Here is a 23,471-nt window from a genome sequence, read left to right on the forward strand (position 1 = left end):
TTCACGCGGCCGGGCTGTCCGCACGAGACAGCCGGCCAGGAAACGCCACCTGGCTCAGCGCCTCGGCCAGCGCACTCGCCGGGTCGGTGGGCAAACCGGCCGAACGCCACGCGACGACGCCGTCGGGGCGGACCAGGCCGGCGCCGCCCGCAGCCAGGCCGTACGCCTGTCGGAACGCTGCCGGGTCGTCCGGCCGGAGCTCGTCGCCGATGCACTCGTAGGCGACCGAGACCCCTGTATGTTCGGCGGCCTGCTCCGCCGCGGCCGCCCAGGCCTCGGACTCGGTGAGGAGCACCCAGCCGCGCTGGAACAGGTCGAGCGTCGACAGCCGCTCGCCGTCCGCGCGGGTCAGCCACAGGTGCGGCGCGCGCGTGCCCGGCTGTCCGGCCCACTCGTCGGGGCGTGCGGCCGGCGGCAGGTCGTCGCCCGCTCCGAGCACGGCGGCCGATCGGTAGAGAATGCCGAACGCCATCGCACGGTCGTCGATGATCGTCTCGAGGTCGGCCTCTTTCCGGGCGGGGTCGTGACCGTCGGCTCGGGCGAAGATCTGCTGGTGGCACAGCCACGCGACCGGCCGGCGCTCGGCTTCGTACGTCTCGAGCAGCTCGGCCGACGACTCGCCGGACAGCACCGCGGCCAGCTTCCACGCCAGGTTGTGCGCGTCCTCGATACCGACGTTCGCGCCGTAGCCTCCGCGACTCGGCGGCAGCGTGTGCGCGGCGTCGCCGGCCAGGAACACGCGGCCGTCGGAGAACCGCTCGGCGATCGACGCGGTGACCTCCCAGCGGCCGGTCGTGATGATCTCCACCCCGATGTCCGTCCGGCCGATCGCCTGCAGGATCGCCTCCCGCTGCGCGGCTTCGTCGCGCTCGAGCTCGTCGTGGAGCATCAGCACCCACCGGCCGTCGCCGTAGGTCAGCAGAGCAGCGTCGAAGCCCGGCTGGTCGATCATGAACTGCCCGAACCCGTCGCGCAGATACTCCTCCAGCGGCGCCCGGAACAGCACGCTCAGCGACGTACGCATGTAACCGCGCCCACCGCGCTGGATGCCGAGCGTCTCCCGGACCCGGCTGCGATGGCCGTCGGCAGCGATCAGATAGCGGGAACGGACCGCGTACGGCTCGCCGCCGTCACGCGGCTGGACGACCGCGAGCGCGCCGTCGCCGTCCTGCTCGAACGACACCAACTCCAGGCCGAGCCGCAGGTCGGCGCCCAACCCGGCCGCGTGGGTACGCAGGATCGGCTCGATCCTGTCCTGCGCGAGGCCGACACCCCGGCACGGCGAGTACTCCTCGAGGTGGCCGGACGCCAGAGCCTCGGCCTGTTTCGCACCGGGCGGCGTCCAGTGGAGCTCCTCGAACCACTCGCCGGTCAGGCTCTCCACCCGGACGCGGCGCGGCACGCTCTTCCCGGTCGGCACCTCCGGAAGCACGCCCGCCAGGCCGGCGCCGCGGTAGATCTCCGCCGTCCTGGATCGCAGCCCGACCGCCCTGGGGTGCAGCGAGCTACCGAGATGCTTCTCGACCAGCATCGTCGGCACTCCGCGCGACGCCAGGAACACCGCGGCCGACAGTCCCACGAGCCCGCCGCCGACCACCAGCACCGAAGTCGTTTCCGTACGCATGATCGCTCTCCCATTCATCGATACGCCGTATCTATCAATACACTGTATCGCAGCAGACGATGTATCGTCTGCGTGTGACCATCTGGGAGCGTCCGGAACCACCGAGCCGGCCGGCGCCGAGCCCGCTGAGCAGGGAGCGGATCGTCCGCGCGGCGATCGAGCTCGCCGATCGCGACGGCCTGGCCGCGGTATCGCTGCGCAAGGTCGGAGCCGCGCTCGACGCCGGGCCGATGCGGCTCTACGGGTACCTGTCCACCAAAGCCGAGCTGCTCGACCTGATGGTCGACGTGGTCTACGCCGAGATCACCACACCCGAGCTACCCCGCGGCGACTGGCGAACCACGCTCAGGACGCTGGCCCGGCGCACCAGGCAGGCCGTCCACCGGCACGAGTGGTTCGCCGAACTGGTCGGAGGCCGGCCGCAGGTCGGTCCGAACGCGCTGGCCTACCTCGAGGCCGTGCTGGCCACGCTGAACGACGCACCGGGCGTCGGCCACATCGACACCGTGATGCAGGCGGCCCACGCGGTGAACGCCTACGTCATCGGCGCGAGCCGGTCGGAGATCATCGAGTGGCGCGCGGAACGCAGCAGTGGCCTGGACGAGCAGCAGTGGCAGCGGTCGCTCGGCCCGTACCTGCGGCAGATGCTCGACACCGGTCGCTTCCCCACGCTGGAGAAGGTAATGGTGGAGGCGACCCATCCCGGTGCGGATCAGACGTTCGAGGCCGGACTGGAGTACGTGCTCGACGGCATCGCCGCCCACTTCACCGGCTGACCGGCTGCGGTCAGTACTCGTCGCGGTGCTGGATCCACTGCATCGTCGGCCAGATCCAGCAGGACCTCCAGATCTCCCGCAAGGTCCTGACCGAGCGGCTGACGTGGCTGGTCGAGGCCGGCGTGCTCGAGCGCCGGGAATACTCCAGCCGCCCGCCGAGACACGAGTACGCACTGACCGCCAAGGGCATGGAGCTCTGCGACCTGCTGCTGGTGATGGTGCGCTGGGGCGACCGATGGCTGGCCGGCGAAGCCGGACCGCCCGTACTGTACCGCCACCACGCTTGCGGCCGGATCAGCCACGTCGAGCCGCACTGCTCGGAGTGCGACCAGCCGATGCGCGCGTCCGACGTCGACGTTCTGCCCGGACCTGGAGCCGCTGCCACAGAGATGTAACAGCCCTTATATAATTTTCGCGTGACTGAGTACCCGGACCCGACCGAGGAAAGCCGCTGGCGGCCGCTGCGTCTCCTGCTGGAGTCGATGGACGGCGAGATCGCCACGCTCTACGCCGAACGCGGTGTGACGGGCGTCCGCCCGAGGTTCACGATGCCGCTGATCCGGCTCGGGCGGCGCGGGCCGATGACGATCCGGCAGCTGGCCGACAGCCTGGACGTCACGCACTCGGCGATGAGCCAGACCGTCGGGGCGCTGCGCCGCGAAGGGCTGGTGACCAGCTCGCCAGGCTCCTCCGATGCACGGACCCGCGAGGTGACGCTGACCGACAGGGCACGCGAACTGGTGCCGTTCCTGGAGGCCGAGTGGCGCGCGACCGAGCGGGCGGTGGCCGAGCTCGAGTCGGAGCTGCCGTACCCGCTGAGCCAGGTCGTCCGCGACATCACGGACGCGCTGGCACAGCGCTCGTTCCACGACCGGATCGTCGGTCACCTGTCCGAGGCTGAGAGCGCCGAGAGCGCAGAGAGCGCCGGCGAGTGAAGGCGCTGGTCGACACCCGGCCGCTGCGGTCCAGCCCGGCGTTCCGGCGGTTGTGGATCGGAAGCACGCTCTCCGGACTCGGCGGGCAGTTGACCACGGTCGCGGTGCTGTACCAGGCCTGGCAGCTCACCGGCAGCCCGGTCAGCGTCGGCGCGATCGGGCTCGCCCAGGCGATCCCGATGGTGGTGTTCGGGCTGGTCGGCGGTGTGCTGGCCGATGCTGTCGACCGCCGCCGGCTCGTGCTGCTCACGACGCTCGGACAGATCGTTGCCGCCGGGCTGCTCGCCGGCCAGGCCGTCGCGGGCGCCGGCTCGTGGTGGGTACTGCTCGGGCTGGTCGCGCTGCAGGCGACCTGCGCGGCGCTGGGGGCGCCGGCCCGGCGTACCTTCGTGGTCCGGCTGCTGCCCGCCGATCAGGTCGCGGCCGGGATCGCGCTCACCCATCTCAGCTTCCAGGTGGCGATGCTGGCCGGTCCGGCACTCGGCGGCCTGATCATCGGACAGTGGGGCGTCAGCGCCTGCTACGCGATCGACGCTGTGACGTTCGGTGCCGCGTTGTACGGCGTGTTCGGGCTGCCCGCGCTCCGGCCGCTCGGCGAGGAGGCCGCTTCGCCACGGCCCGGCCGGGCGAACTGGGAGGGCTGGGCCACGCGGCGGAGCCGCAAGAAGGAGTGGAGCATCTGGAGCCGGCCGGTGCTGACCGGCGCGCTGCTCACCGACGTACTGGCGACCGTGCTGGCGATGCCGGTCGCGCTGTTCCCGGCGATCAACGCGGAACGTTTCGGCGACCGGCCGGAGACGCTCGGCCTGTTCCTGTCGGCGATCGCGGTCGGCGGAATCGCGGCGGGCACGGCGTCCGGCGCGGTCACGCGGACGGGCCGCCCGGGTCTGGTGATGCTCTGCTCGGCCGGCGGGTGGGGCGCCGGGCTGGCCGGGTTCGGGCTGGCGTCGCCGTTGTGGCTGGCGCTGGCCTGCCTGGTGATCGCGGGCGCGGCCGACACCCTGTCGGTGATCTCTCGCGGCTCGATCCTGCAACTCGAGACACCGGACTCCCACCGCGGCCGCGTGAGTGCCGCGGAGCACATCATCGGTGTGTCCGGCCCCGACCTCGGCAACTTCCGGGGCGGGCTGGTGGCGAGCGTGACGTCCGGGCCGTTCGCGGTGGTTTCCGGCGGGCTGCTCTGCCTGGCAGGAGTCGCCCTGGTGGCCGGCCTGAACCCGGCCCTGCGACGGTTCCGGGCGGTGCCGCCGGACAGCCGGTGGAACAGTGTGGGCACTACGGAGCAGGCCACGTCCGCCTCGTAACGCCGGCCGCGCGTGTCGGTGGTCGTTCGTAGGCTGGGAAGCGTGGACGAGCCACTGCTCCAGTCCGTCGCGGCCAGGCCCCAGCCCGCGCTCCGGCCGTGGGTCAGCCGCTACCTCGGCTACCACCTGCGCACGCGGCCGGGCAGCCACCGTGGCCTGCCCTCGCGCAACGTCACGTTCATCATCACGCTCGAGGGCACGGTCGACGTGGCCGGCCACGGTGCGTTCCCGACGCTGGCCGGCGGCCTGCACGCCACGCCCGTCCGGATCGATCATGACGGGCTGCAGCACGGCATCCAGGCCGAGTTCACGCCGCTCGGCGCGCGGGCGCTGCTCGGTCTGCCCGCCGGTGAGCTCGCCGGCGCCGTCGTCGATCTCGGCGCCCTGCTCGGCCGGCGGGCTGCCGAGCTCGCCGACCGCATACGCACGGCGACCACTTGGACCGGCCGCTTCGCCGCGCTCGACGCGATGCTCGAACGGATCGCGATGCCCGGCAGCTCCCCCAGCCCCGAGCTCGGGTGGGCCTGGAAGCGCCTGACCGAGTCCGCCGGCAGCGTCGAGATCGGCACGCTCGCCGCGGAGATCGGCTGGTCGCGGCAGCATCTGCGCACACGGTTCCAACGCGAGTACGGCCTGGCCCCGAAGGTCGCCGCCCGCGTCATGCGATTCGAGACGGCACGGAGCCTGCTGACCGATCCGAGCCCGCCGCCGCTGGCCGACGTCGCGCAGCGCTGCGGCTATGCCGACCAGGCGCACTTCAACCGCGACTGGCTCGACTTCGCCGGCACCACGCCGTCGGCCTGGCTCTCGGAGGAGATTCCATTCGTTCAAGACGACGGCGAGCTGTGTGGGCAGGCTGATCGGTATGACTGACACGAGCACCCCGACCGTCTGGGCAGGCCTGTCCTACGCCGACGCGCCCGCCGCGATCCAGTTCCTGACCAAGGCGTTCGGCTTCGTCGAGAAGCTCGTCGTGCCCGGCGCCGGCGATCGCGAGATCGCGCACGCCGAGCTGCGCTGGCCGGACGGCTCCGGCGGCGTCATGCTCGGCACCGTGCGCGACAAGGACGACCCGTTCTACATCCAGCCGGGCAAGGCCTCCGTCTACGTCGTCACCAGCGAGCCCGACGCCCTGTTCGCCCGCGCGGTCGCAGCGGGTGCCGAGGTCGTCAGCGAGCCGAAGGACGCCGAAGGTCACGAGTCGCGCGACTTCTCGGTGAGGGACCCGGAAGGCAACGCCTGGAACTTCGGCACCTACCCCGGTGCCTAGGCTTTCGGCTCGCGGTTACCAACGGTCGTGGATCTCGGGCCGGATCAGCTCGTCGTAGGTCTCGCGGACCGCGGCGAGCTGCGACTCCGACAGCGGCTCGAGGTCCGCGGCGGCCGCGTTGCCCCGCGCCTGCTCCGGGTTGCGCGCGCCCGGGATCACCACGCTCACGCCGGCCTGGTCGATCACCCAGCGCAGCGCGAACTGCGCCATCGTCGCCCCGGCCGGGACCTCCGGCAACAGCCGCTTGACGGCGGCCAGGCCGGTGCCGAAGTCGACACCGGAGAACGTCTCTCCGACGTCGAACGCCTCACCGCGCCGGTTGAACGTGCGGTGGTCGTCTGCGCCGAACACCGTGCTCTCGTCGTACCGTCCGGACAGCAGGCCGCTGGCCAGCGGCACCCGCGCGATGATGCCGACGCCGGCCTTCCGAGCAGCCGGGAGCACCGCCTCCAGCGGCTTCAGCCGGAACGCGTTCAAGATGATCTGCACGCTCGCCACACCCGGCCGCGCGATCGCCGTCAGTGCCTCGTCGCAGGTCTCGACGCTCACGCCGTACGCCGCGATCCGCTCCTCCTCGACGAGCCGGTCCAGCGCGTCGTAGACCGCGTCGGTGGAGTAGACCGGCGTCGGTGGGCAGTGCAGCTGGACCAGATCGAGCGTGTCGACGCCGAGGTTGGCGCGGGAGCGGTCGTTCCAGGCCAGGAAGTTCTCCAGCGTGTACGCCGACGGCTCCTGCGGCACCCGTCGCCCCATCTTGGTCGCGACGGTGAGCCCGGCGTCCGGTCGCTCCCGCAGCAACCTGCCGACGATCTGCTCGCTGCGCCCGTCGCCGTAGACGTCGGCGGTGTCGATGAACGTCACCCCCGCGTCGACCGCGGCATGCAGCGTCGCGAGCGCGTCGGCCTCGCTGACCTCGCCCCAGTCGGCACCGAGCTGCCAGGCTCCGAGCCCGATCACACCGACCTGACGTCCGGTCCGTCCAAGATCGCGTTTCTCCATGGGGGCCAGCCTAGGCCCGGTCGACTGGCGCAGTGCGCTCTACTGTGCCGGGCGGCCGCACCTTTCACGGCTCGGCGCCTGTCGAGCCGGCTTGGGGTGCGGCCCCCTCGTCCGCACCACCACAGCCGGCGACCAGCGCCCCAAGCCCGCCGACGTCAGCTCCTTCGCTCAGCCTTCCGAATGAGCCGGCGTCGGCTCAGCAGCCCTCTGCTGGACACCATCTAGTCCTCCCCGGCGACAAATGGTTACACCAAGGCGCCTTGCCTGATCCGAAGCGGCAAAGAGGGGACGTCAGGCCAGCAGCTGTTCGGCCCGGTTCGCGATCACTCGGTAGCCGGTCGTCCGGGCCAGGGCCAGCGCCTGCTCAGCGAACGTCCGGCGCGCGCTGATCTCGCCCTGCCGGCCGAGCAGCTCCGCCAGTGCCAGCAGGCCCCGGGCCTCCGCCGACCGGTAACCCACCGACCGCGCCAGCTCAAGCGCGTGTTCCAGCTGACCGGTCGCATCATCGGCCGGCAGCAACCGGCACATCGCCCGCTGGATGCACGCATCGGCCTCGGCCGCCGGGCCCAACGAGACCGACAGCGCCACCGCGCGGTTCGCGGTGGCCATCGCCTCCCGGTCGCGGCCGGCGTCGTGGAGGACGCCCGCGAGGTAGCCCAGCGTCTCGGCCTCGCCCAGCTTGTCGCCGGCTCGCGAGTGTTGCCGCAGCGCCGACCGCAGCGCCTCGGCCGCCTCGCCCAGCCGACCGAGGTCGTGCTGCACCAGACCCAGCCGGCACGCCACCCGGGCCAGGAACTTCGACTGGCCCAGCTCGCGGAACAGCGCGCCCGCACCGACGTACGCCTTGCCGGCGTGCTCCGGCCGGCCCAGCTTGCGCATGCCGTCGCCGAGGCTGATCAGCGTGAACGCCTCGCGCAACTGGTCGCCGACCGTACGGCTCAGTGCGATCGCCTGCAGCGCGTGCTGAACGGCCGTCTTGGCGTCGCCCAGGGCGTCCTGCGCCTGGCCGAGCCGCATGTACATCGCCGCTTCCGCGTCCCGGTCGTCGGCCTGCATGGCCGCTTCCAGACCGATCTGTGCCGCGGCCACCGACTCGACGCGGTGTGCTCGCATGCCGAGGTAGGTCGACAGCACGTCGACCACGTGCCATGCGACCGCCTGCGGCCCGCGTTTGGCGGCCTCGGCGATCAGCGTCAGCAGGTTGGAGTGCTCGCTGTCGAGCCAGGCCAGCGCGGCGTCCGGATCGTCGAACTCCAGCGGCCGGAGGTCGACGTCGACCGGCGGCAACGGCAGCCACAGCGGCGCCGGGCTGAACGTCTGCACAGCGGCCGCCGCCGAGTGGAGGTACCAGCTGAACAGCCGCCGGCGTACGGCGATCCGATCCTGCTCGTCCTCGTCCGAGCGCAGCTGCTCGCCGGCGTAGAAGCGCAGGAGGTCGACCATCGCGTACCGGCCGGGCCCGACCAGCTCGACCAGGTGCGCGGTCACCAAGACGCCGAGCAGCCGCTCGGCCTCGCGCTCGGTCGAGTTGATCAGGATCGAGACCGTGGGCGCGGCGAAGTCGGAGCCGGTGATGTGGCTCAGCCGCCGGAACAGCCGCTGCGCGAGCGGGTCCAGATCGTCGTAGGTCACGTCGAACGCCGAGTGGACGGCGCTTTCCTCGGCACCGGTGTCGGGCGTGGGCGACGGCGAGCGCCCACCGCCGAGCTTGCGGACGTACGTCGCCAGCGCGAGGTTCGGCCGGGCCGCGAGGTACGCCGCGGCGATCCGCAACGCCAGCGGGAGATGCGCGCACAGCCCCGAGAGGTTCCATGCGGATTCGGGCTCGTCGGACAGCCTTTGGTTGCCGAGCACGCCGGCCAGCAGGTCGAGCGAATGAGCCGGTGGCAGCGCGCCGAGCTGGAGCCGCCTGGCCCCTTCGCGTTCGACCAGAGCGGTGAGCGGGTCGCGGCTGGTGACCAGCGTGAGGCAGGCGGAGCTTGCCGGCAGCAGCATGCGCACCTGGTGGAAGCCCGCCGCGTCGTCGAGAACGACCAGCACCCTGCGCTGTTCGAGCAGCGAGCGGTAGAGCGCTGCCTGACCGGCCGGGTCGCCGGGCATCTCTTCACCCGGAACGCCCAGACCGCGAAGCAGTACGGCGAGCGCCTGCTGCACACCCATCGGCTCACCCGGGCCGAAGCCGCCGAGGTTGAGGTAGAGCTGACCGTCGGGGAAGCGGTCGGCGACCTGATGCGCCCAGTGGACGGTGAGTGCGGTCTTTCCGGACCCGGCGGGTCCGCAGATCGCCGCGACCGCACCGGCGTCCTCGGCCAGCAACGACCCGAGTGCCGCGAGGTCGTCGTCGCGGCCGACGAACAAGCTGGTCGGTTCGGGCAGCAGCCGCGGAACGGGCGCCTTCCGGACGGCTTCCAGCGCGGCCTCCGAAGCGGGCCGGGCCCGATCGCTCTCCGCACCGCCGGCCAGGGTCGTGGTCAGCGCGGCCTGGATCCGGTTCCAGGCGGCGACCCACGGCGTGGCCTCGGTCTCGTCCAGCCCGAGCGCGCGTAGGAGACGCTCGACGTTCTCCAGCGTGGGCAGGCCGACCCGTTCACCGCTCAGCGCGTCGGACAACGTGCTGCGAGGAACGCCGGTGAGCTGGCGCAGGCGGTCCAGCGAAGGGTCTCCCGCCCAGACCTTGAGCAGGCGTAACTGCTCGGCGAAGCCCGCGACGTCGACCGCGAGCGACGGGTTCGGCCGCACCGTTCGCGGTGTCGCCGTGTCCTCCGCTGCGTCCCTCCCCATCTCACCCATTCCTGACACCCCCATAGTGCCTGCCCCGTCATCCGCCGAGCCGAGTCTAGACCGCTGCCAGTGCCTCCTCCAGCGTGAAGTTGCCCGCGTACAGCGCGGTTCCGACGATCGCGCCCTCGACGCCGGCGGGCACGAGCTCCGCGATCGCCAGCAAATCCCGCAGGCTCGAGATGCCGCCGGACGCGACGACGGGCCGGTCGGTCGCGGCGCAGACCTCGCGGAGCAGCGTGACGTTCGGGCCTTGCAGCATGCCGTCCTTGTTGACGTCGGTGACGACGTAACGGGCGCAGCCTTCGGCGTCGAGGCGGGCCAGCGTCTCGAACAGGTCGCCGCCCTCGCGCGTCCACCCGCGGGCGGCGAGCGTGTGCCCGCGGACGTCGAGACCGACGGCGACCCGCGGGCCGTGCGTCGCGATGGCCTTCGCACACCACTCGGGGTTCTCGAGCGCGGCCGTGCCGATGTTGACCCGGGTGCAGCCGGTGCTCATAGCCCAGCCGAGGGAGTCGTCGTCGCGCAGGCCGCCCGACAACTCCACGTTGACGTCAAGCTCGGCGAGCCGGTCGATCACCGACGCCAGCAAGACCCGGTTGTCACCCCGGCCGAACGCCGCGTCCAGGTCGACGAGATGGACCCAGGAAGCTCCGGCCCGCTGCCAGCGCAGCGCCGCCTCGAGCGGGTCGCCGTACTTTCCGCCGCTTCCGGCCACGCCTTGGACGAGCTGGACCGCACCGCCTTCGACGACGTCGACGGCGGGCAGGAGGTCGAGGGATCGCGAAGAACTGGAGTTCACAGTCGGCGAGGTTAATCCACCGACCGCGTGCCGGCCAATTGCCCGTTACCTTCTGGAGGTACTTTGCCTGCCCATGCCGACGGTGCTGCCAACGACGATGCCGACCCGACCCGCCGCCGACGCGGCCGAGCGCCCCCGCCCCTGGCGTAGCCGCCGCGACGCGCTGGGCTGGCTCGGCGTGCTCGGGGTGACGCTCGTCGTCGCGCTGAGCTGGGCGCCGGTGCTGGACGCCGCCTACGGCGACAATCACGAAGGCAGGGTGTTCGCCCGGCTCGCGCTGCAGATCCGCAACCTCGACCGGATGGGCCTGGTCGGCTCGCACTTCGGTGCCGACTGGTCGCCGTACACCTCGTTCGAGGAGAGCGTGACGACGTACGCCCACCACCCGCCGCTCGCGACGCTGGTCTCGGCGCTGTTCGGCCTGCTGCCGGGCGACGGCGAGTACCAGATCCGGCTCGGGCCGTACCTCCTCGGCGTGCTCGCCATCCCGGCGGCGGCCTGGCTGCTGCGGGCGCTCCAGGTCCGCTGGGTGCCGCTGCTGCTCGCGCTCGGCCTGATGGCCGCGACCGGGCTGTTCTGGATCTACGGGCGGATGGTGTTCGAGCTCGGCCCGATCCTGATCCTCGCGGCGGCGATCGCGCAGCTGCGCCGGCGGCCGGAACCACCTGGATGGCTGATCGGGCTGGCCTGCGCGGCCGGTGTGCTGTCAGTGCTCACCGGCTGGCTGAACGTCGGGTTCGCGGCGGTCCTGGGGTTGTGGCTGTTCGCGAAGAGACGCTTCGACAGGCCGACCGTCCTGGTGGGTGCCTCGATGGTCGGTGGGCTGCTGGTCACGCTCGCGTTCGTCGTCGGGCTGTCGGGCGTCACCGATCTCAAGGCGCAGACCGAGTTCCGTACCGAGGGCGGCGGCTTCACCGTCCGGGAGTTCGTGCTGCAGCAGTGGCAGTGGCTCACCGACCTGCTGCCGGCGTGGTACCTCGTCCTCCTCCCGCTCGGGATCGTGGCGGGCCTGCTCAAGCGCAGCACGCGGTTCGTCACGGCCGCGTCCACGCTGCTCTCGATCGGCTGGATCGTGGGGTTGCCGAACGGCTCGTTCATCCACGACTACTGGATCTTCCCGATCCTGGTGCCGGGCGTGGTCGGGATGGCGGCCCTGCTGAACCTGATCTGGGTCCGGCTGCCGTCGGCCGTGGGTGCGGTGGCCGGCGTTGCCGGCGGCGGTCTGCTGGTCGCGGCGTTCGTGGGGCTCGTGACCGGTGACCAGGCCAAGGACTACGTCACCCGCCCACTCGACGCCGGCGAACTGGTCAGGACGCACGGTCCGGCGTCCGGCCAGGAGGAAGGCTGGAACGTCTCGTTCGGCGCGGTCCGCTGGCTGGCCTACTACTGGGACATCCACCCGAACCGCTTCCGTCCCGACACTGCCGCGAAGGCCCGCCCGGACGACCTCGTGCTGCTCCGGGAGGACTCCATCCCGGTCTGGCTGCGCGGGTCCGAGGTCCTCGACCACGTCGAGGCACGCAACGGCATCTACTTCCTCGTCCGTGCCTCCGACCTCGATCGGGCCATGGTCAAGCCCTGAACACCAGCAGCGACCCGTCCGACGACGCGAACACCTGCTGCCAGCGGGACGGAACCTTCAGCGGATCGCCGAACAGCTTCCGGGTGTAGCGGTAGCAGTGGTCACACGGCCACCGGCCCTTGACGCTGTAGAGCACGACGTACTCCCCCGGCTCGGGCAGCACACCCACGCTCGCCTGCACGCTCTCCGGCGGATACATCGTCCGCAGCCTGCCCGACCAGTTCACTCCGCCGGCCGGCCCGCTGAAGTACAGCGGCAGGATCCGCACCGTTCGCGCGTCCGTCCACAGCACGTCCACCTCTGAGCTGTGCGCGGCCAGCCAGCCCCGGAACTCCGACAGCTGGTACGTGTGCAGCGTCCGGTATCCCCGTTGCTGCTGCCAACCCGGCGCCGCCATCGCCAGCCCGGTCCCACCGACGGCGAGTACGCAGACGGCCGCGATGACGCCGGCACGACGGCGCAGCGGCGGAACCCGCCGGGCCAGCCACCGCGCCACCAGCCATCCGACCGCGACCCCGCCGATCACGATGGCCGGGATCACCGGGAACCAGTAGCGCGTCAGCTGCAGCCGGAGCTTCGGCGCGTCCGGGTCGAGCAGGCCGCCGAGCAGCACGAGCGGTACGTACACCAAGCCGGCCCAGACCAGCAGCCAGCCGACCCGGCGCCAGAACACCAGCCCGCCGGCCACGAACGCGGCCAGCGCGCCGAGCAGCCAGTACTTCTCCGGGCCCTCCGCCAGGCCCGCGGGCAGCCGGGTGAGGTACCACCATCGCGACTTGTCCTGGTAGGTCGCGGCCAGGTCGGGGCGGATCTCGCCGCCACCGTGCCCGGTGACCGCGCGTTCCCTGGCCAGGAAGTCGCCGTAGGTCCACTGGTTCAGCGCGAGCTCGAGCGCGCCGGTCAGCACGAGCGGCGCGAGCAGGAGCAGGTAGCCGCGCCAGCCGACCCGGCGGACCAGCAGCAGCGGGATCAGCGGCCAGGCGAACACGATGTACTCGCGGGCGAGGTAGCTCCAGCCCAGCAGCGCGCCGATCGCGAGCAGCACGATCGCGCGCCGGAGCCGCGTCCGGGTCACCGCGCCGCGGCGCTGCCGGAGGGCGACGGCCAGCACGACCGCCCAGGTGAACAGCGCGGTCGACAGCAGGTCGGGCAGCGGCTGCATCAGGTCGTAGACGATCACGTTGTTGGCGATCACCATCACCGCGGCGACCAGGCCGACCGTACGCGAGAACAGCAGCGAACCCAGTGCGAAGACCGCGAGCACCAGCGCGACGCCGGCGAACATCGCGACCGCGAAGTAGGACACCGTGGAGTAGCCGAACAGCTCGATGCACAGCCGGATCGGCAGCAGCAGGCCGTACCGCGTGAACTGGTGGACCGCCATCCCCTCCGCGGGCACCGGGAAGTCGCGGGCGCTGTCGACGTAGTTGATCTGGTCCGAGGGGTACGGCGAGGGCAGCAGCCAGAGCTGGAAGATCACCGCCGCGACGGTCAGAGCGACCGCGGCGAGCGTGGTGTAGAGGGGGCCCAGCCGGCCGGACCACCCACGCGGCCCACGCCCACTCGAGGTCCGGGCGGGTTCGGCGGTCTGCATGGTGTCCGTCATGGCGGGAGCAACTTATGGGAGTGAGCGGGGTGGAGCAAGCGGGAACACCCGGCAGACCTGCGATCGTCACGCTTCGTTCGCCAATTGTTTACGGCTCGTCAGGTCGGAATGCGATCGAGCGCTTCGGGCAGGCAGTATTCTTACGGCCCATGACGTCGTCGTTCATGCGTCTCGACCCCGCGAAGCCTGCGGCCGAGCCCCAAATGATCCCACCAGACGACCAGGGCGGCCCGCGGGTGACGGTCGTGCTCCCCTGCTACAACGAGCAGGAGCACGTGCTCGCGGAGATCGAGCGCATCACCACGACGATGGACGCCAGCGGCTACAGCTACGAGCTGCTCGTCATCGACGACGCGTCCACCGACAACACGCTCGAGGTGCTGCGGTCGGCCGAGCCCAGCTACCCGAAGATGCGGCTGTTGCCGTTCCACCGCAACGGCGGCTCCGGCACGGCGCGGCGCGTGGGCACCCAGCAGGCCCGCGGCTCCATCGTCGTCTGGACCGACGCCGACATGAGCTACCCCAACGAGCAGATCCCGGACCTCGTACGCATCCTCGAGGAAGATCCGACGATCGACCAGGTGGTGGGCGCCCGGTCGTCGGAGGAGGGAACGTACAAGTTCCTCCGAGTGCCGGCGAAGTGGCTGATCCGTAAGGTCGCGGAATACCTCAGCAACACCAAGATCCCGGATCTCAACTCCGGCCTGCGGGCGTTCCGCCGCGAGGTGTCGCTGCCCTACCTCCGGCTGCTGCCCCCCGGCTTCTCCTGCGTCACGACGATCACGATGTCGTTCCTGCACAACCAGCACGACATCCGCTACGTGCCGATCTCGTACGCGAAGCGGGCGGGGAAGTCGAAGTTCCACTTCGTGAAGGACGCCTACCGCTACATCCTGCAGGTGCTGCGGATGGTGATGTACTTCAACCCGCTCAAGGTGCTGATGCCGCCGGCGCTGATCCTGCTCCTGCTCGGCAGTGGAAAGGCGATCTACGACGTGATCGCGCATCCGGTGCGGATCGCCAACAACACGCTGTTCCTGTTCCTCGCGGGCATGATCATCGCCTCACTGGCCCTGCTGGCCGACCTGATCGTCCGCTCCCGCGACGGCTGAACCCGCCCGACCGCTCGAACTGTCGGGACGAGCCGGCAACCGGGGCGGTTGCCGGCTCGTTCCGACGGTTCTAGCGCGCGTCTGTGTCCGACTCGGGCAGCTGGGCCTTGGCCACCAGGCCCGGCCCGTGTCCGGGCACCGCCCGCTGCAGCATCCGGAACGGCAGCGTGCCGTACTGCGTCACCGCGCCCTGCAGGCCCGAGCTCGGCTGCAACAACCTTCCGCTGCCGCTGGTCAGCTCCGCCTTCGACGACGACGCGTTCGCCGTCTCCCGGCGCCGGCCGACGTAGTTGCGGCCGGCCTCCAGCACGTAGCCCAGCGGCCCGCCGAACTGCTGGACCTGCACGTTGCGCAGCCCGATGTCGTGCAGCAGCTGCGTCATCACGGGCGGGTCGTACCGCCGGAAGTGCCCGGCCATCGTGTCGGCCGGAGCGAACCGGTGCTGGAACGCCGGCGTGCTCAGCACCATCCACCCACCCGGTCGCAGCCGCTCCGCCCACTCGGTCAGCGCCTTGCGGTCGTCCTCGATGTGCTCGATCACCTCGAACGCGCACACCAGGTCGAACTTCTTGCCGTCGGGCAGCACCGACAGGTCGCCGTTGTGCACCTCGCCCCGGCCGCCGGCCGCCTTCAGGCGGGCCCGAGCGACCTCGTACGCGATCTCGTCCAGCTCGACGGCGGTGTACGAGGGGTAGTGGGACGCCAGCCGAGCGGCGAAGCCGCCCTGGCCACAGCCGACCTCGAGGACGTCACGGGCGCCGGGCGGGAGCAGCCTGGACACCAGGTCCCAGCGCATCCAGGCGTTCGGGCTGAGCGGGGGCAGGGTCACGACGACTCCTCTGGCTTCGTGGCGGGTGGCTGGGTGGGCTCGGTTACCTGGCGCAGCCGGTCGACCAGCGGTGTTGCCACCTGGTCCGGCGAGAACCGGTTGCGGGCGAGCGTACCGGCCACCGTACGCAGCCGGGCGAGCTCTCCCCTGTCACCGGCGAGCCGCGCCAGGAGCTTCGCCAGCGCAGCTGCGTCGCCGGCGGGCACGTACGCGGCGGCCTCGCCGAGGACTCGACGTTGCGGCGCCGTGTCGGAGGTGACGATCGCGCAGCCGGCCGCGGCACCCTGGAAGACCTTGTTGGGTACGACCCGTAGCGCCTTCGGGCCGGTGCCGAACACCCCGAGGCAGACGTCGTGCCCGGCGACGACCTCGGGAAGCTCGCCGGCCGGCACCCAGTCCAGCCAGCGCACTCGCGGGTTGGACGCCGCAGCGGCTTCGGCCGCGGCACGGTCCTGACCTCGCCCGATCATCGTCACCTCGATCCGTTCGTCCGCGAGCTCACCCAGCGCCTGACCGATCACCGTCGCGCCTTGCAGAGGTGTATACAGCCCGAAGAACGCCACGCGCAGCGGGCCCGCGCTGGGTCCGGCCGTGTTCGCCTCGATTTCGCCTGGGCTTTCCGCGGTCTTCTTCTCGCCGGCCGAGAACCACGCTTCCGGCGCGCCCACGGCGACCACCACGGCCTCGTCGCGGAACCGCTCCGGCAGCAGCTCGCGGTGCTCGTCGGTGTCGACGACGACCACATCGGCCGACCCGAGCGCCGCGCGGTCCAGCCACGCAAGCAGCGCTTGCTTGATCCCGCCGCTCTCGCCGCGGTCACGGGCGGTGTCGGCCGCACTGATCAGATGGTCGAGCACGATCGGTGTACGACGGAACAGCCGCCTGGCCAGCAGCACGTCGAAGTGCCCGAGGTAGCCGACCAGCACCACGTCAGGCGCGGGCAGGCGTCGCGCGCGCAGCGCCAGCGTCGCCCAGCACCGCACGATCCGCAGCGCGAGCCACGGCAGCAGCCACGGCCGGCGCAGGATCGCGACCCGCCCCGCGGTGTCGATGCCGAGCGGCTCGTTGCACTCCTCGACCCGCATGCCGTGACCACGCAGGCCGGCCGCGAGCACGCCGACGCGAGGATGCGCCCTGACGTCGTACGTCCCGAATACCAGCACTCGCACGGACGGCAGAGTAGCCGACGGAATCCATCCCGAGACGTCGCGTACGCTTCACGTCGTGCCCACTCCCAACCTCACGTTGACCGGGCTGTTTCGTGCGCTCTCCAGCCGGCCGGTCCGGGTGGGGTTCGTCGTGGTCACGGTCGCTCTGGGCGGGTACGCCGTGGTCAGCGAGTGGGGCCAGATCCGGCAGGCCCTGGACCGCCTCTCGGTCCTGGCGATCGGCGCCGCCGGTCTCGCGATCGTGATCGGGCTGGTCGCCAGCATGGGCGTGTGGCGCACACTGCTGGCCGGTCTCGGTTCGAAGCTGCCGTGGCGGGTAGCTGTTCGCGTACTGTTCATCAGCCAGCTCGGCAAGTACATCCCCGGCTCGGTCTGGCCGATGGTCGCGCAGATGGAGCTCGGCCGCGACCACGGCGTGCCGAGGCGGCGCTCGGCGACGGCTTTCGTGCTGCTGATGTTCTTCAACCTCACGACCGGACTCCTGGTCGCGTGCGCGACGCTGCCGTTCGCGGCTCTCAACTTCCCGCTGCTGCGGTGGGCGTTCGTCCTGACGCCGGTCCTGCTGATCGGCTTCCACCCGCGCGTGCTCAACCCGATGCTGGGCCTGCTGCTCCGGTTGGCCAAACGTCCGCCGCTCGAACAGCCGCTCCAGTGGCGCACCTGCCTGGTGGCCGCCGGAACCCTTGTAGTGCAGTGGATCTTCCTCGGACTGCATGTCCTCGCGTTGGTCACCGACCTCGGCGCCGACCCGGCCGAGAGCGCGCTGCTGTCGATCGGCGGGTTCGCGCTCGCGTGGGCGATCGGCCCGCTGCTCGTGATCGCACCCGCCGGACTCGGGCTGCGGGAGGTGACGATGGTCGCCGTCCTGTCCCCCGTGGTCGGCAGTGGCAACGCGATCGTCGTCGCGGTGATGTCGAGAGTTCTCATGACGATCATCGATCTGCTGCTCGCCGGGCTGTCCGCGATCTCGCTTCGAAAGAAAAGAGCAACTCTCGAAGCCCCTTCCAGCGTGGAGATGTAGGGACACGTAACGGTTAAGGACGCGCAAGATCACTTGCGCAGCTTGGCATCGTCGGACATTGTTGAAGGTAAAGGTTTGAGGTCGCGTCGATGAGGCGCGGAACGCGGAGGGCGCTGTCGTCCGTGCTTGATCTGGGTGACCTCAACAGCCAGCGACGTGGCTGGAGGGGCAACCATGTACTTGCACGACCAGGTCTTCCCGGTAGCTCCACCTGTCTTCGTCGGCCGAGAACACGAGCTGGCTCAGCTCCGTCAGGCGTTGCGATCTCCAAGCCAGGAAGACGAAACCGGTCCTGGCGTAGATTCGGACGAGCCGACCCGCGCTCCGGCCGTCGTGCTTTGGGGACCCGGTGGAATCGGTAAGAGCGTGCTCGCTCAGGCGTACGCGCACACTGAGCGACGGCGACTACAACTGCGTTGGTGGATCAGTGCCACCGGCCGGCTGGAAACGATTGCGGGTCTGGCCGAGCTGGCCGAGACCCTCGGTGTCGGCGCGCCGGACCAACGCCAGGCGGCGCAGAACGCGCTCATCCGCCTCGGCGGGCGCAAGGACTGGCTGCTGGTCTACGACGACGCCGACGATCCGGCCGTGCTGGCCGGGCTGCTGCCCGAGTCCGGTGACGGACAGGTCATCATCACCTCGCGGCACAGCGGCTGGAGCGGTGCCACCACACACGTCCGCGTCGGCCCGCTGCCCGAGGCGCCCGCCGTCGAATACCTCCGGCGCAGCAGTGGCGACAGCGACCAGGCGGGCGCGGAGTCGGTCGCCGGCGATCTCGACGGGTCGCCGCTGGCCCTCGCCCTCGCGGCGGCCTACTGCCGGCGGTCGCGCACACCCCTGGCGGCCTACCACCGCAGCTTCGTGCGCGAACGCAACAAGGTCCTGTCCGACCCGGAGTTCGCCCAGCGCGACTACTCCATGCCGGTCGTGATCGCCTGGCGGCGCTCGCTCGCCGCGGCCAAGCAGCGCCACAAAGCCGCACCTGACCTGCTGTGCGTCCTCTCCTCGTTCGCACCGATGCCGATGGCCGCGGAGCTGGTGTTCGCCGACGTACCCGCCCTGCCGCGCCGGCTGCAGCGCTGCCTCACCGAGCCCGACGGCTGGACCCGGGCGGTGCACACGCTGTCCCAGCTGGGGCTGCTCACGATCGTGTCCGGCAGCCGGCTGCTGGTGCACCGGCTCGTCCAGGAGTTGACCGGCGCGCTCTGCCCGATCGACCAGCGGCGGGCCTGTGCGCTCGGCGCGGTCGCGGCGCTGCTCGGCCGGTTCCCGCTCGACGTCACCGACCCGACCAACTGGACCGCCTGTCAAGCGCTGCTTCCGCACGTACGAGCAGCGCTCTCGCAGGCCACTCGCGTGGAGGTGGCCGGCCGGGTCGATGCCGCGCTCCGGATCCGGCTCGCCGACTATCTGGTCGAACGCGGCGAGTCCGCGCACGCCCGCGACCAGCTCACACTCGCGGTCGCGTCCCGTGAGCACGATCTCGGCGAAGACCATCCGATGACGCTGGCGGCGGTGTTGTCGCTCGTACGCATCGAGCAGGAGCTCGGGCACTTCGCCACCACCCGGGCCCGGCTGGAGCTGATGCTGCCGAAGTTCCGCAAGGTGCTCGGCGAGGGCCACCCCGACACCCTGTCCGCATCCGGCCGGCTGGCCGACGCGCAACTGCACCTCGGCGACCTCCAGTCGGCCTGGAAGGGGTACGAACGGATCCGCCGGGTCTGCCGCGACGCCTACGGCTGGGATCACACGTCGGCTCTGATCGCGACCCACAACCTCGCCGGTGTGGCGCGGGCGCTCGACCGGCCGTCCCATGCGCGGCGGCTCTACCAAGAGGTCTTCGCGGGAGCGTGCGAAGCGCTCGGCCCGGACCACCAGGTGACGCTCGCCGCGTCCAACAACCTCGCGATCGTGCTGCAGGAGCTGGGCCGGCTGGAGGACGCCCGGGGCTACCTCGAGCACAACCTCGACATCCGGCGGCGCCAGTTCGGCATGCGCCACCCCGCCGCGGTCGACGCGGCCCGCAACCTCGCGCTCGTGCTCGACCAGCTGGGCGAGCCGGCCCGGGCAGCGCACCTGCGCACCCAGCAGGGCGTGGCGCGGGTGCTGTCGTGGCGTACCCACCCCGACGACTGCGTGAGCTGGCTGGTCGACGCCGCCACCGGGCACTGCTCGGACACCGAGATCGAGGGCGCCCTGGGCGCTCTACGCCGATCCGCGCACGGCCGCCGCGAGTTCGCGGCCGCGTTCACCTGGATCATCGACGGCCACCGCGAGCCGGGGCTGGCCAACGGCCTCGACGTCGAGGAGGCCGCGATCATCCAGGAGGTGCTGCGCCGGCTGAACGGCCCTCTCAGCCTCCCCGGCCGGCCGAGCCGCCGTGAACTCTCAGCCCACCCGACCGACAGCTAGCCCCGCGTCCCGGACGACCAGCCGCGCGGACGTTCAGTAGCGCGTCGCGCGGCTGGTGAGCAGGGCCGACAGCACCGGGAACACCAACGCGGAGACCACCAGCACGCCGAACCGCAGGTACCAGCTCTGGCTCAGCAGGAAGACCACGACCTGGAGCACGAGGAACGCCGCGATCAGCAGCCCCTGCCGCCGGCGCCGCCGGTCGGCCAGCCTCCCCTGCTGCGAGCGATACCGCACCGGTCGCGGCACCCAAGCAGTCAGGGCCGCCAGCCGTTCGCGGCGGCGGCGCCGCCTCGTCTCTCGGCGTTCCCGCACCGCCGCTGCCCGGGCGACTTCCGCCGCCCGGGCCTCCCGCCGCCGTTGCCTCTCCTTGCTCACCGGACGACCCTACTCAGGGACGGGTGCCGCCTACCGGAACGCCCAGCTCTCGTCGCTCCCCAGGTACTTCTGAACGGGAGCGCCCGACCACAGCTTCTTCCCGTTCTTGTCGAGCAACCGGACCTCGAGAGCAGCCACGGAGCTCCGATCGACCCTCGGCAGCAGGTCGCAGTAGTCCGCGGTAACCGGCTGGCCGTTGGCCGCCGGCTGGCGGGCGCTCTTCTCGCCCTCGATCAGCACGTCGACGCCGGCCACCTTCGCGTCCGGGAGCTCCGTCGCCGCCAGCTGGTCCGGCACGTAGCCGTACACCTTGCAGCCCGCCTCGTCGGGCGACCACCAGAAGAAGGGTTCACGGCCTGCCAGGTCCGCCGGCACGGCGCGGGCCGCGTAGATCAGGCTTTCGCGTTGCATGCCGCTGCCTTCCAACGTGATGGTGTGCGAGGTCGTGAACACCGCTTCCAGGACGCCACCGCCCGCCGTACCGAGCCGCAGCCCGACCCACTCGCCGTCGCGGTCGAATCGCCATGGGATCTGGACGGAGGTGATCTGCTCGCGGCCGAGGTCGGAGACCTCGAGCAGCTGCAGTGCGGGCGAGAGCTCCGGGATGTAGTCGCCGCCGCTCGCCTGCTCCGCCATCTCCCTGAGCGGCGTACGCGGGTGGTCGTCCAGCACCGTGAAGTCCTCCGGCACGCCCTCGGTCTCCGGCTCGCCGGGGCCGCGCGACGCGAGGATGCGGAGTGCTCCCGGAGCTACCGGCCCAGCGAGCCGGCCCGTGACCACACCCGGCTCACTGTCCTCGTCGACCAGCGCGGTCCAGGCGCGCTCGACGTCGCCGTCCGCCTGGATGGTTGGGTCGGACGAGTACGTCAACGCCCGCACCGTCGAGTCCGGGAGCGCGACGACTGTCGGCCGCTGGTCCCGCCTGCCTGCTTCGGCCGGCAGGAGGAACGCGGCGAAACCTCCGAAGTCCGCCGGCTGGTACCACAGCGCCGGAGTCTCAGTCGGCGCGCTGCCGCGGCCCGCCGGGCCGGCCAGGCTCACGATCTGGACGGGGCTCGACTTGTCCACGCCCCGGTAGGCACCCACGACGAGGCGCTTGCCGCCGACGTCGCCGGCATACAGCACGTTGACATCCGACGCAGCCACGTCGGCCCGCCCGGCCAGCCAGCCCGCGGCCTTCCGCACGTAGGCCTGGTCGCCCGCCAGCGAACCGCGAGCCGGCCACTGCATCGGGACGCCGGCCGAGCCGTCCAGCCGGGCGGACGGCCTGTCGATCGGCTGGTTGCGGTCACCGACACCGAGCAGCCTCGGTGTCGCCACCACACCAGCGACCAGCAGTGCGACGACGCAGACGACCAGTGCTCCGGTCCGGCGCCGAGCCGACTGGACGATCCGCCGGTGCACGAGCGTGTACGGGTCCGACCGCGTGGGCAGCCCGCCGGCGCGTTGCTCGAGCTCGTCCTTGAGTCGTTCCTCGATCCGAACGCTCATGGGTTCACACCTCCCTGCAGGCGCGAGAGCGCACCATTGCCAGGCCCCTCGCCGTACGAAGTGCGCAACCGGGCCAATCCGCGGGAGGCCTGGCTCTTGACCGAACCCAGCGAACAGCCGAGCAGCTCGGCTGTCTGTGCCTCGGAAAGGTCCTCGAAGTAGCGCAGCACCAGGACGGCCCGCATCCGTGGCGGCAACGCCCGCAGCGCGGACCACAGCTCGGCCCGCTGGTCGGTGACCCCGGTCGCGTCCGGGGCGGTCTGGTCCGGTAGCCGATCGGACGGGTGCTCGAGGCGGCGCCACAGCCGGCGCCAGTGCGAGCTGGCGAGGTTCACCAGCACCTTGCGAACATAGACTTCCGGCGCGTCCACCCGATCGATGCGGTGCCAGTTGCGGTGCGTTCGCACCAGCGCGACCTGCACCAGGTCTTCGGCGTGACCGTGGTCGCCGACCAGCAGGTACGCCGTCCTCACCAGCGCCTGCCAGCGAGTCTCGACGAACTGGCGGAATGCCGTCTCAGCCGATGCATCCACAACGCCTCCCCTCTCTTTCGTTCACCCCCTCGACCCCCGGCGGTGCACGAAAGGTTGAAAGGGTCAGCGAAGAGTTGCCAGCCAGTTCGCCAGCACCTGCGCGCCCGCGTCCCCGGACTTCTCCGGGTGGAACTGCGTCGCGCACAGCGGCCCGTTCTCGACCGCTGCGACGAAGCGGTCGGGCTCGTACGGCGTCCAGGTGACCTTCGGCTGGGTCGGTCCAGGCGGCGGCTCCAGCTCCCACTCCCGCGCGGCGTAGGAGTGGACGAAGTAGAACCGCTCGTCCTCCACGCCGGCGAACAGCGTCGTGTTCTCGGGCGCCTCGATGGTGTTCCAGCCCATGTGCGGAACGATCGGCGCGTGCAGCCGCTCGACGGTGCCCGGCCACTGGCCGCAGCCCTTGGTCTCCACACCGTGCTCCACGCCGCGCTCGAACAGGATCTGCATGCCGACGCAGATGCCGAGCACCGGCCGGCCACCGGACAGCCGGCGATCGATCAGCTGGTCACCGCGTACGGACAGCAGCCCCTGCATGCAGGCCGCGAACGCGCCGACGCCCGGGACGACCAGCCCGTCGCAGTCGAGCGCGGCCTGGAAGTCGCCGGTCACCTCGACATCGGCTCCGGCCCGCGCGACCGCTCGTTCGGCCGAACGCAGGTTGCCCGAGCCGTAGTCGAGCACCACGACCTTCGGCATGCTCATCAGCGAGCCTCCTGCAGGCCGAAGTAGAGGAACACCAGCGCGAGTACGGCGAGGACCACGCGGACCCAGACCGGCCGCTTCTGCTGGAACGCCGCGATCACGCCGCCGACCAGCAGGCCGGCGATCGCGAAGAAGACGTACTCCATAG

The 23,471-nt window shown here is 71.2% G+C and carries 22 protein-coding genes; 10 read left to right on the plus strand and 12 right to left on the minus strand.

The genetic code is table 11. From position 1 onward, the window contains the following. Nucleotide 1 precedes the first annotated feature (1 nt). Nucleotides 2-1,624: an FAD-dependent monooxygenase gene (locus tag ACYVF6_RS35400; protein ID WP_460527840.1), complete on the minus strand. Its 1,623-nt coding sequence runs from the start codon at nt 1,622-1,624 to the stop codon at nt 2-4. Between the two features lie 74 nt (nt 1,625-1,698). Here ACYVF6_RS35400 and ACYVF6_RS35405 point away from each other — a divergent pair, with 74 nt between their 5' ends. The 6 genes from ACYVF6_RS35405 to ACYVF6_RS35430 are packed head-to-tail and all read left to right on the plus strand — an operon-like array spanning nt 1,699 to nt 5,909. Further along, nucleotides 1,699-2,400, plus strand: coding sequence for a TetR/AcrR family transcriptional regulator C-terminal domain-containing protein (locus tag ACYVF6_RS35405; protein ID WP_460527842.1), 702 nt, complete (start codon nt 1,699-1,701; stop codon nt 2,398-2,400). Between the two features lie 53 nt (nt 2,401-2,453). Beyond that, nucleotides 2,454-2,795 (plus strand): winged helix-turn-helix transcriptional regulator, encoded by a 342-nt coding sequence (locus tag ACYVF6_RS35410; RefSeq protein ID WP_460527971.1) that lies wholly within the window; start codon nt 2,454-2,456, stop codon nt 2,793-2,795. Between the two features lie 21 nt (nt 2,796-2,816). Next, nucleotides 2,817-3,335 (plus strand): MarR family winged helix-turn-helix transcriptional regulator, encoded by a 519-nt coding sequence (locus tag ACYVF6_RS35415; protein ID WP_460527844.1) that lies wholly within the window; start codon nt 2,817-2,819, stop codon nt 3,333-3,335. Then, nucleotides 3,332-4,639 carry an MFS transporter gene (locus ACYVF6_RS35420; protein ID WP_460527846.1) on the plus strand — a complete coding sequence of 436 codons (1,308 nt, stop codon included), beginning with the start codon at nt 3,332-3,334 and terminating at the stop codon, nt 4,637-4,639. Before ACYVF6_RS35415 ends, ACYVF6_RS35420 begins: the two co-directional genes overlap by 4 nt. Before the next feature lie 42 nt (nt 4,640-4,681). Continuing rightward, nucleotides 4,682-5,512, plus strand: a complete 831-nt coding sequence (locus ACYVF6_RS35425; RefSeq protein WP_460527848.1) for an AraC family transcriptional regulator — start codon at nt 4,682-4,684, stop codon at nt 5,510-5,512. Next, the gene (locus ACYVF6_RS35430; RefSeq protein ID WP_460527850.1) at nt 5,505-5,909 is read left to right on the plus strand and encodes a VOC family protein; all 405 of its coding nucleotides are present in this window, start codon (nt 5,505-5,507) and stop codon (nt 5,907-5,909) included. The genes ACYVF6_RS35425 and ACYVF6_RS35430 overlap by 8 nt, the downstream gene beginning before the upstream one ends. Before the next feature lie 15 nt (nt 5,910-5,924). Here the strand turns inward: ACYVF6_RS35430 and ACYVF6_RS35435 are convergent, their stop codons facing one another. From ACYVF6_RS35435 to priA, 3 genes are all read right to left on the minus strand, one after another. Then, nucleotides 5,925-6,908 (minus strand): aldo/keto reductase, encoded by a 984-nt coding sequence (locus ACYVF6_RS35435; RefSeq protein ID WP_460527851.1) that lies wholly within the window; start codon nt 6,906-6,908, stop codon nt 5,925-5,927. Nucleotides 6,909-7,199: 291 nt separating this feature from the next. Beyond that, nucleotides 7,200-9,698 (minus strand): ATP-binding protein, encoded by a 2,499-nt coding sequence (locus tag ACYVF6_RS35440; RefSeq protein ID WP_460527853.1) that lies wholly within the window; start codon nt 9,696-9,698, stop codon nt 7,200-7,202. A gap of 46 nt (nt 9,699-9,744) precedes the next feature. Beyond that, nucleotides 9,745-10,488, minus strand: a complete 744-nt coding sequence (priA, locus tag ACYVF6_RS35445) for a 1-(5-phosphoribosyl)-5-[(5-phosphoribosylamino)methylideneamino] imidazole-4-carboxamide isomerase (RefSeq protein WP_460527855.1) — start codon at nt 10,486-10,488, stop codon at nt 9,745-9,747. A 73-nt stretch (nt 10,489-10,561) separates the two neighbouring features. Between priA and ACYVF6_RS35450 the strand changes: the two genes are divergently transcribed. Further along, entirely contained in the window at nt 10,562-12,070 is a 1,509-nt protein-coding gene (locus tag ACYVF6_RS35450) for an ArnT family glycosyltransferase (protein WP_460527858.1), read from the plus strand. Here ACYVF6_RS35450 and ACYVF6_RS35455 read toward each other — a convergent pair. Then, a complete protein-coding gene (locus tag ACYVF6_RS35455) occupies nt 12,060-13,676 on the minus strand; it encodes a hypothetical protein (RefSeq protein ID WP_460527860.1) in 1,617 nt (538 codons plus the stop codon). The genes ACYVF6_RS35450 and ACYVF6_RS35455 overlap by 11 nt on opposite strands. 149 nt (nt 13,677-13,825) lie before the next feature. On the opposite strand from ACYVF6_RS35455, the gene ACYVF6_RS35460 reads away from it, so the two are divergent. Continuing rightward, complete coding sequence (locus ACYVF6_RS35460) at nt 13,826-14,788, plus strand: glycosyltransferase family 2 protein (RefSeq protein WP_460527862.1); 963 nt, start codon at nt 13,826-13,828, stop codon at nt 14,786-14,788. 70 nt (nt 14,789-14,858) lie between these two features. Here ACYVF6_RS35460 and ACYVF6_RS35465 read toward each other — a convergent pair whose 3' ends face one another. Together ACYVF6_RS35465 and ACYVF6_RS35470 are read right to left on the minus strand one after the other, a co-directional pair. Continuing rightward, a complete protein-coding gene (locus ACYVF6_RS35465; RefSeq protein WP_460527864.1) occupies nt 14,859-15,617 on the minus strand; it encodes a class I SAM-dependent methyltransferase in 759 nt (252 codons plus the stop codon). Then, on the minus strand, nt 15,614-16,786 hold the full coding sequence (locus ACYVF6_RS35470) for a glycosyltransferase (RefSeq protein WP_460527866.1): 1,173 nt from the start codon (nt 16,784-16,786) through the stop codon (nt 15,614-15,616). Before ACYVF6_RS35470 ends, ACYVF6_RS35465 begins: the two co-directional genes overlap by 4 nt. Before the next feature lie 55 nt (nt 16,787-16,841). On the opposite strand from ACYVF6_RS35470, the gene ACYVF6_RS35475 reads away from it, so the two are divergent. Both ACYVF6_RS35475 and fxsT read left to right on the plus strand, forming a co-directional pair. Beyond that, nucleotides 16,842-17,807 (plus strand): lysylphosphatidylglycerol synthase transmembrane domain-containing protein, encoded by a 966-nt coding sequence (locus ACYVF6_RS35475; RefSeq protein WP_460527868.1) that lies wholly within the window; start codon nt 16,842-16,844, stop codon nt 17,805-17,807. 174 nt (nt 17,808-17,981) lie between these two features. Beyond that, nucleotides 17,982-20,219: an FxSxx-COOH system tetratricopeptide repeat protein gene (gene fxsT, locus ACYVF6_RS35480; protein WP_460527870.1), complete on the plus strand. Its 2,238-nt coding sequence runs from the start codon at nt 17,982-17,984 to the stop codon at nt 20,217-20,219. Between the two features lie 33 nt (nt 20,220-20,252). Here the strand turns inward: fxsT and ACYVF6_RS35485 are convergent, their stop codons facing one another. From ACYVF6_RS35485 to ACYVF6_RS35505, 5 genes are all read right to left on the minus strand, one after another. Continuing rightward, the gene (locus tag ACYVF6_RS35485; protein ID WP_460527872.1) at nt 20,253-20,597 is read right to left on the minus strand and encodes a hypothetical protein; all 345 of its coding nucleotides are present in this window, start codon (nt 20,595-20,597) and stop codon (nt 20,253-20,255) included. Between the two features lie 30 nt (nt 20,598-20,627). Then, a complete protein-coding gene (locus ACYVF6_RS35490; protein ID WP_460527874.1) occupies nt 20,628-22,088 on the minus strand; it encodes a hypothetical protein in 1,461 nt (486 codons plus the stop codon). Then, the gene (locus ACYVF6_RS35495; RefSeq protein ID WP_460527876.1) at nt 22,085-22,621 is read right to left on the minus strand and encodes a SigE family RNA polymerase sigma factor; all 537 of its coding nucleotides are present in this window, start codon (nt 22,619-22,621) and stop codon (nt 22,085-22,087) included. The genes ACYVF6_RS35490 and ACYVF6_RS35495 overlap by 4 nt, the downstream gene beginning before the upstream one ends. Before the next feature lie 63 nt (nt 22,622-22,684). After that, nucleotides 22,685-23,323 carry an imidazole glycerol phosphate synthase subunit HisH gene (gene hisH / locus ACYVF6_RS35500; protein WP_460527878.1) on the minus strand — a complete coding sequence of 213 codons (639 nt, stop codon included), beginning with the start codon at nt 23,321-23,323 and terminating at the stop codon, nt 22,685-22,687. Then, nucleotides 23,323-23,469, minus strand: a complete 147-nt coding sequence (locus ACYVF6_RS35505; protein ID WP_460527880.1) for a hypothetical protein — start codon at nt 23,467-23,469, stop codon at nt 23,323-23,325. Before ACYVF6_RS35505 ends, hisH begins: the two co-directional genes overlap by 1 nt. Nucleotides 23,470-23,471: the final 2 nt, after the last annotated feature.

The sequence above is a fragment of the Flindersiella endophytica genome (assembly GCF_054779015.1).

Bases quoted from the DNA above. Each gene is read 5' to 3' on its own strand.
- fxsT (WP_460527870.1), top strand. From the start codon at position 17,982: ATGTACTTGCACGACCAGGTCTTCCCGGTAGCTCCACCTGTCTTCGTC.
- ACYVF6_RS35440 (WP_460527853.1), bottom strand. From the start codon at position 9,698: ATGGGTGAGATGGGGAGGGACGCAGCGGAGGACACGGCGACACCGCGA.
- ACYVF6_RS35435 (WP_460527851.1), bottom strand. From the start codon at position 6,908: ATGGAGAAACGCGATCTTGGACGGACCGGACGTCAGGTCGGTGTGATC.
- ACYVF6_RS35490 (WP_460527874.1), bottom strand. From the start codon at position 22,088: ATGAGCGTTCGGATCGAGGAACGACTCAAGGACGAGCTCGAGCAACGC.
- ACYVF6_RS35505 (WP_460527880.1), bottom strand. From the start codon at position 23,469: ATGGAGTACGTCTTCTTCGCGATCGCCGGCCTGCTGGTCGGCGGCGTG.
- ACYVF6_RS35450 (WP_460527858.1), top strand. From the start codon at position 10,562: ATGCCGACGGTGCTGCCAACGACGATGCCGACCCGACCCGCCGCCGAC.
- ACYVF6_RS35455 (WP_460527860.1), bottom strand. From the start codon at position 13,676: ATGACGGACACCATGCAGACCGCCGAACCCGCCCGGACCTCGAGTGGG.
- ACYVF6_RS35460 (WP_460527862.1), top strand. From the start codon at position 13,826: ATGACGTCGTCGTTCATGCGTCTCGACCCCGCGAAGCCTGCGGCCGAG.
- ACYVF6_RS35400 (WP_460527840.1), bottom strand. From the start codon at position 1,624: ATGCGTACGGAAACGACTTCGGTGCTGGTGGTCGGCGGCGGGCTCGTG.
- ACYVF6_RS35430 (WP_460527850.1), top strand. From the start codon at position 5,505: ATGACTGACACGAGCACCCCGACCGTCTGGGCAGGCCTGTCCTACGCC.
- hisH (WP_460527878.1), bottom strand. From the start codon at position 23,323: ATGAGCATGCCGAAGGTCGTGGTGCTCGACTACGGCTCGGGCAACCTG.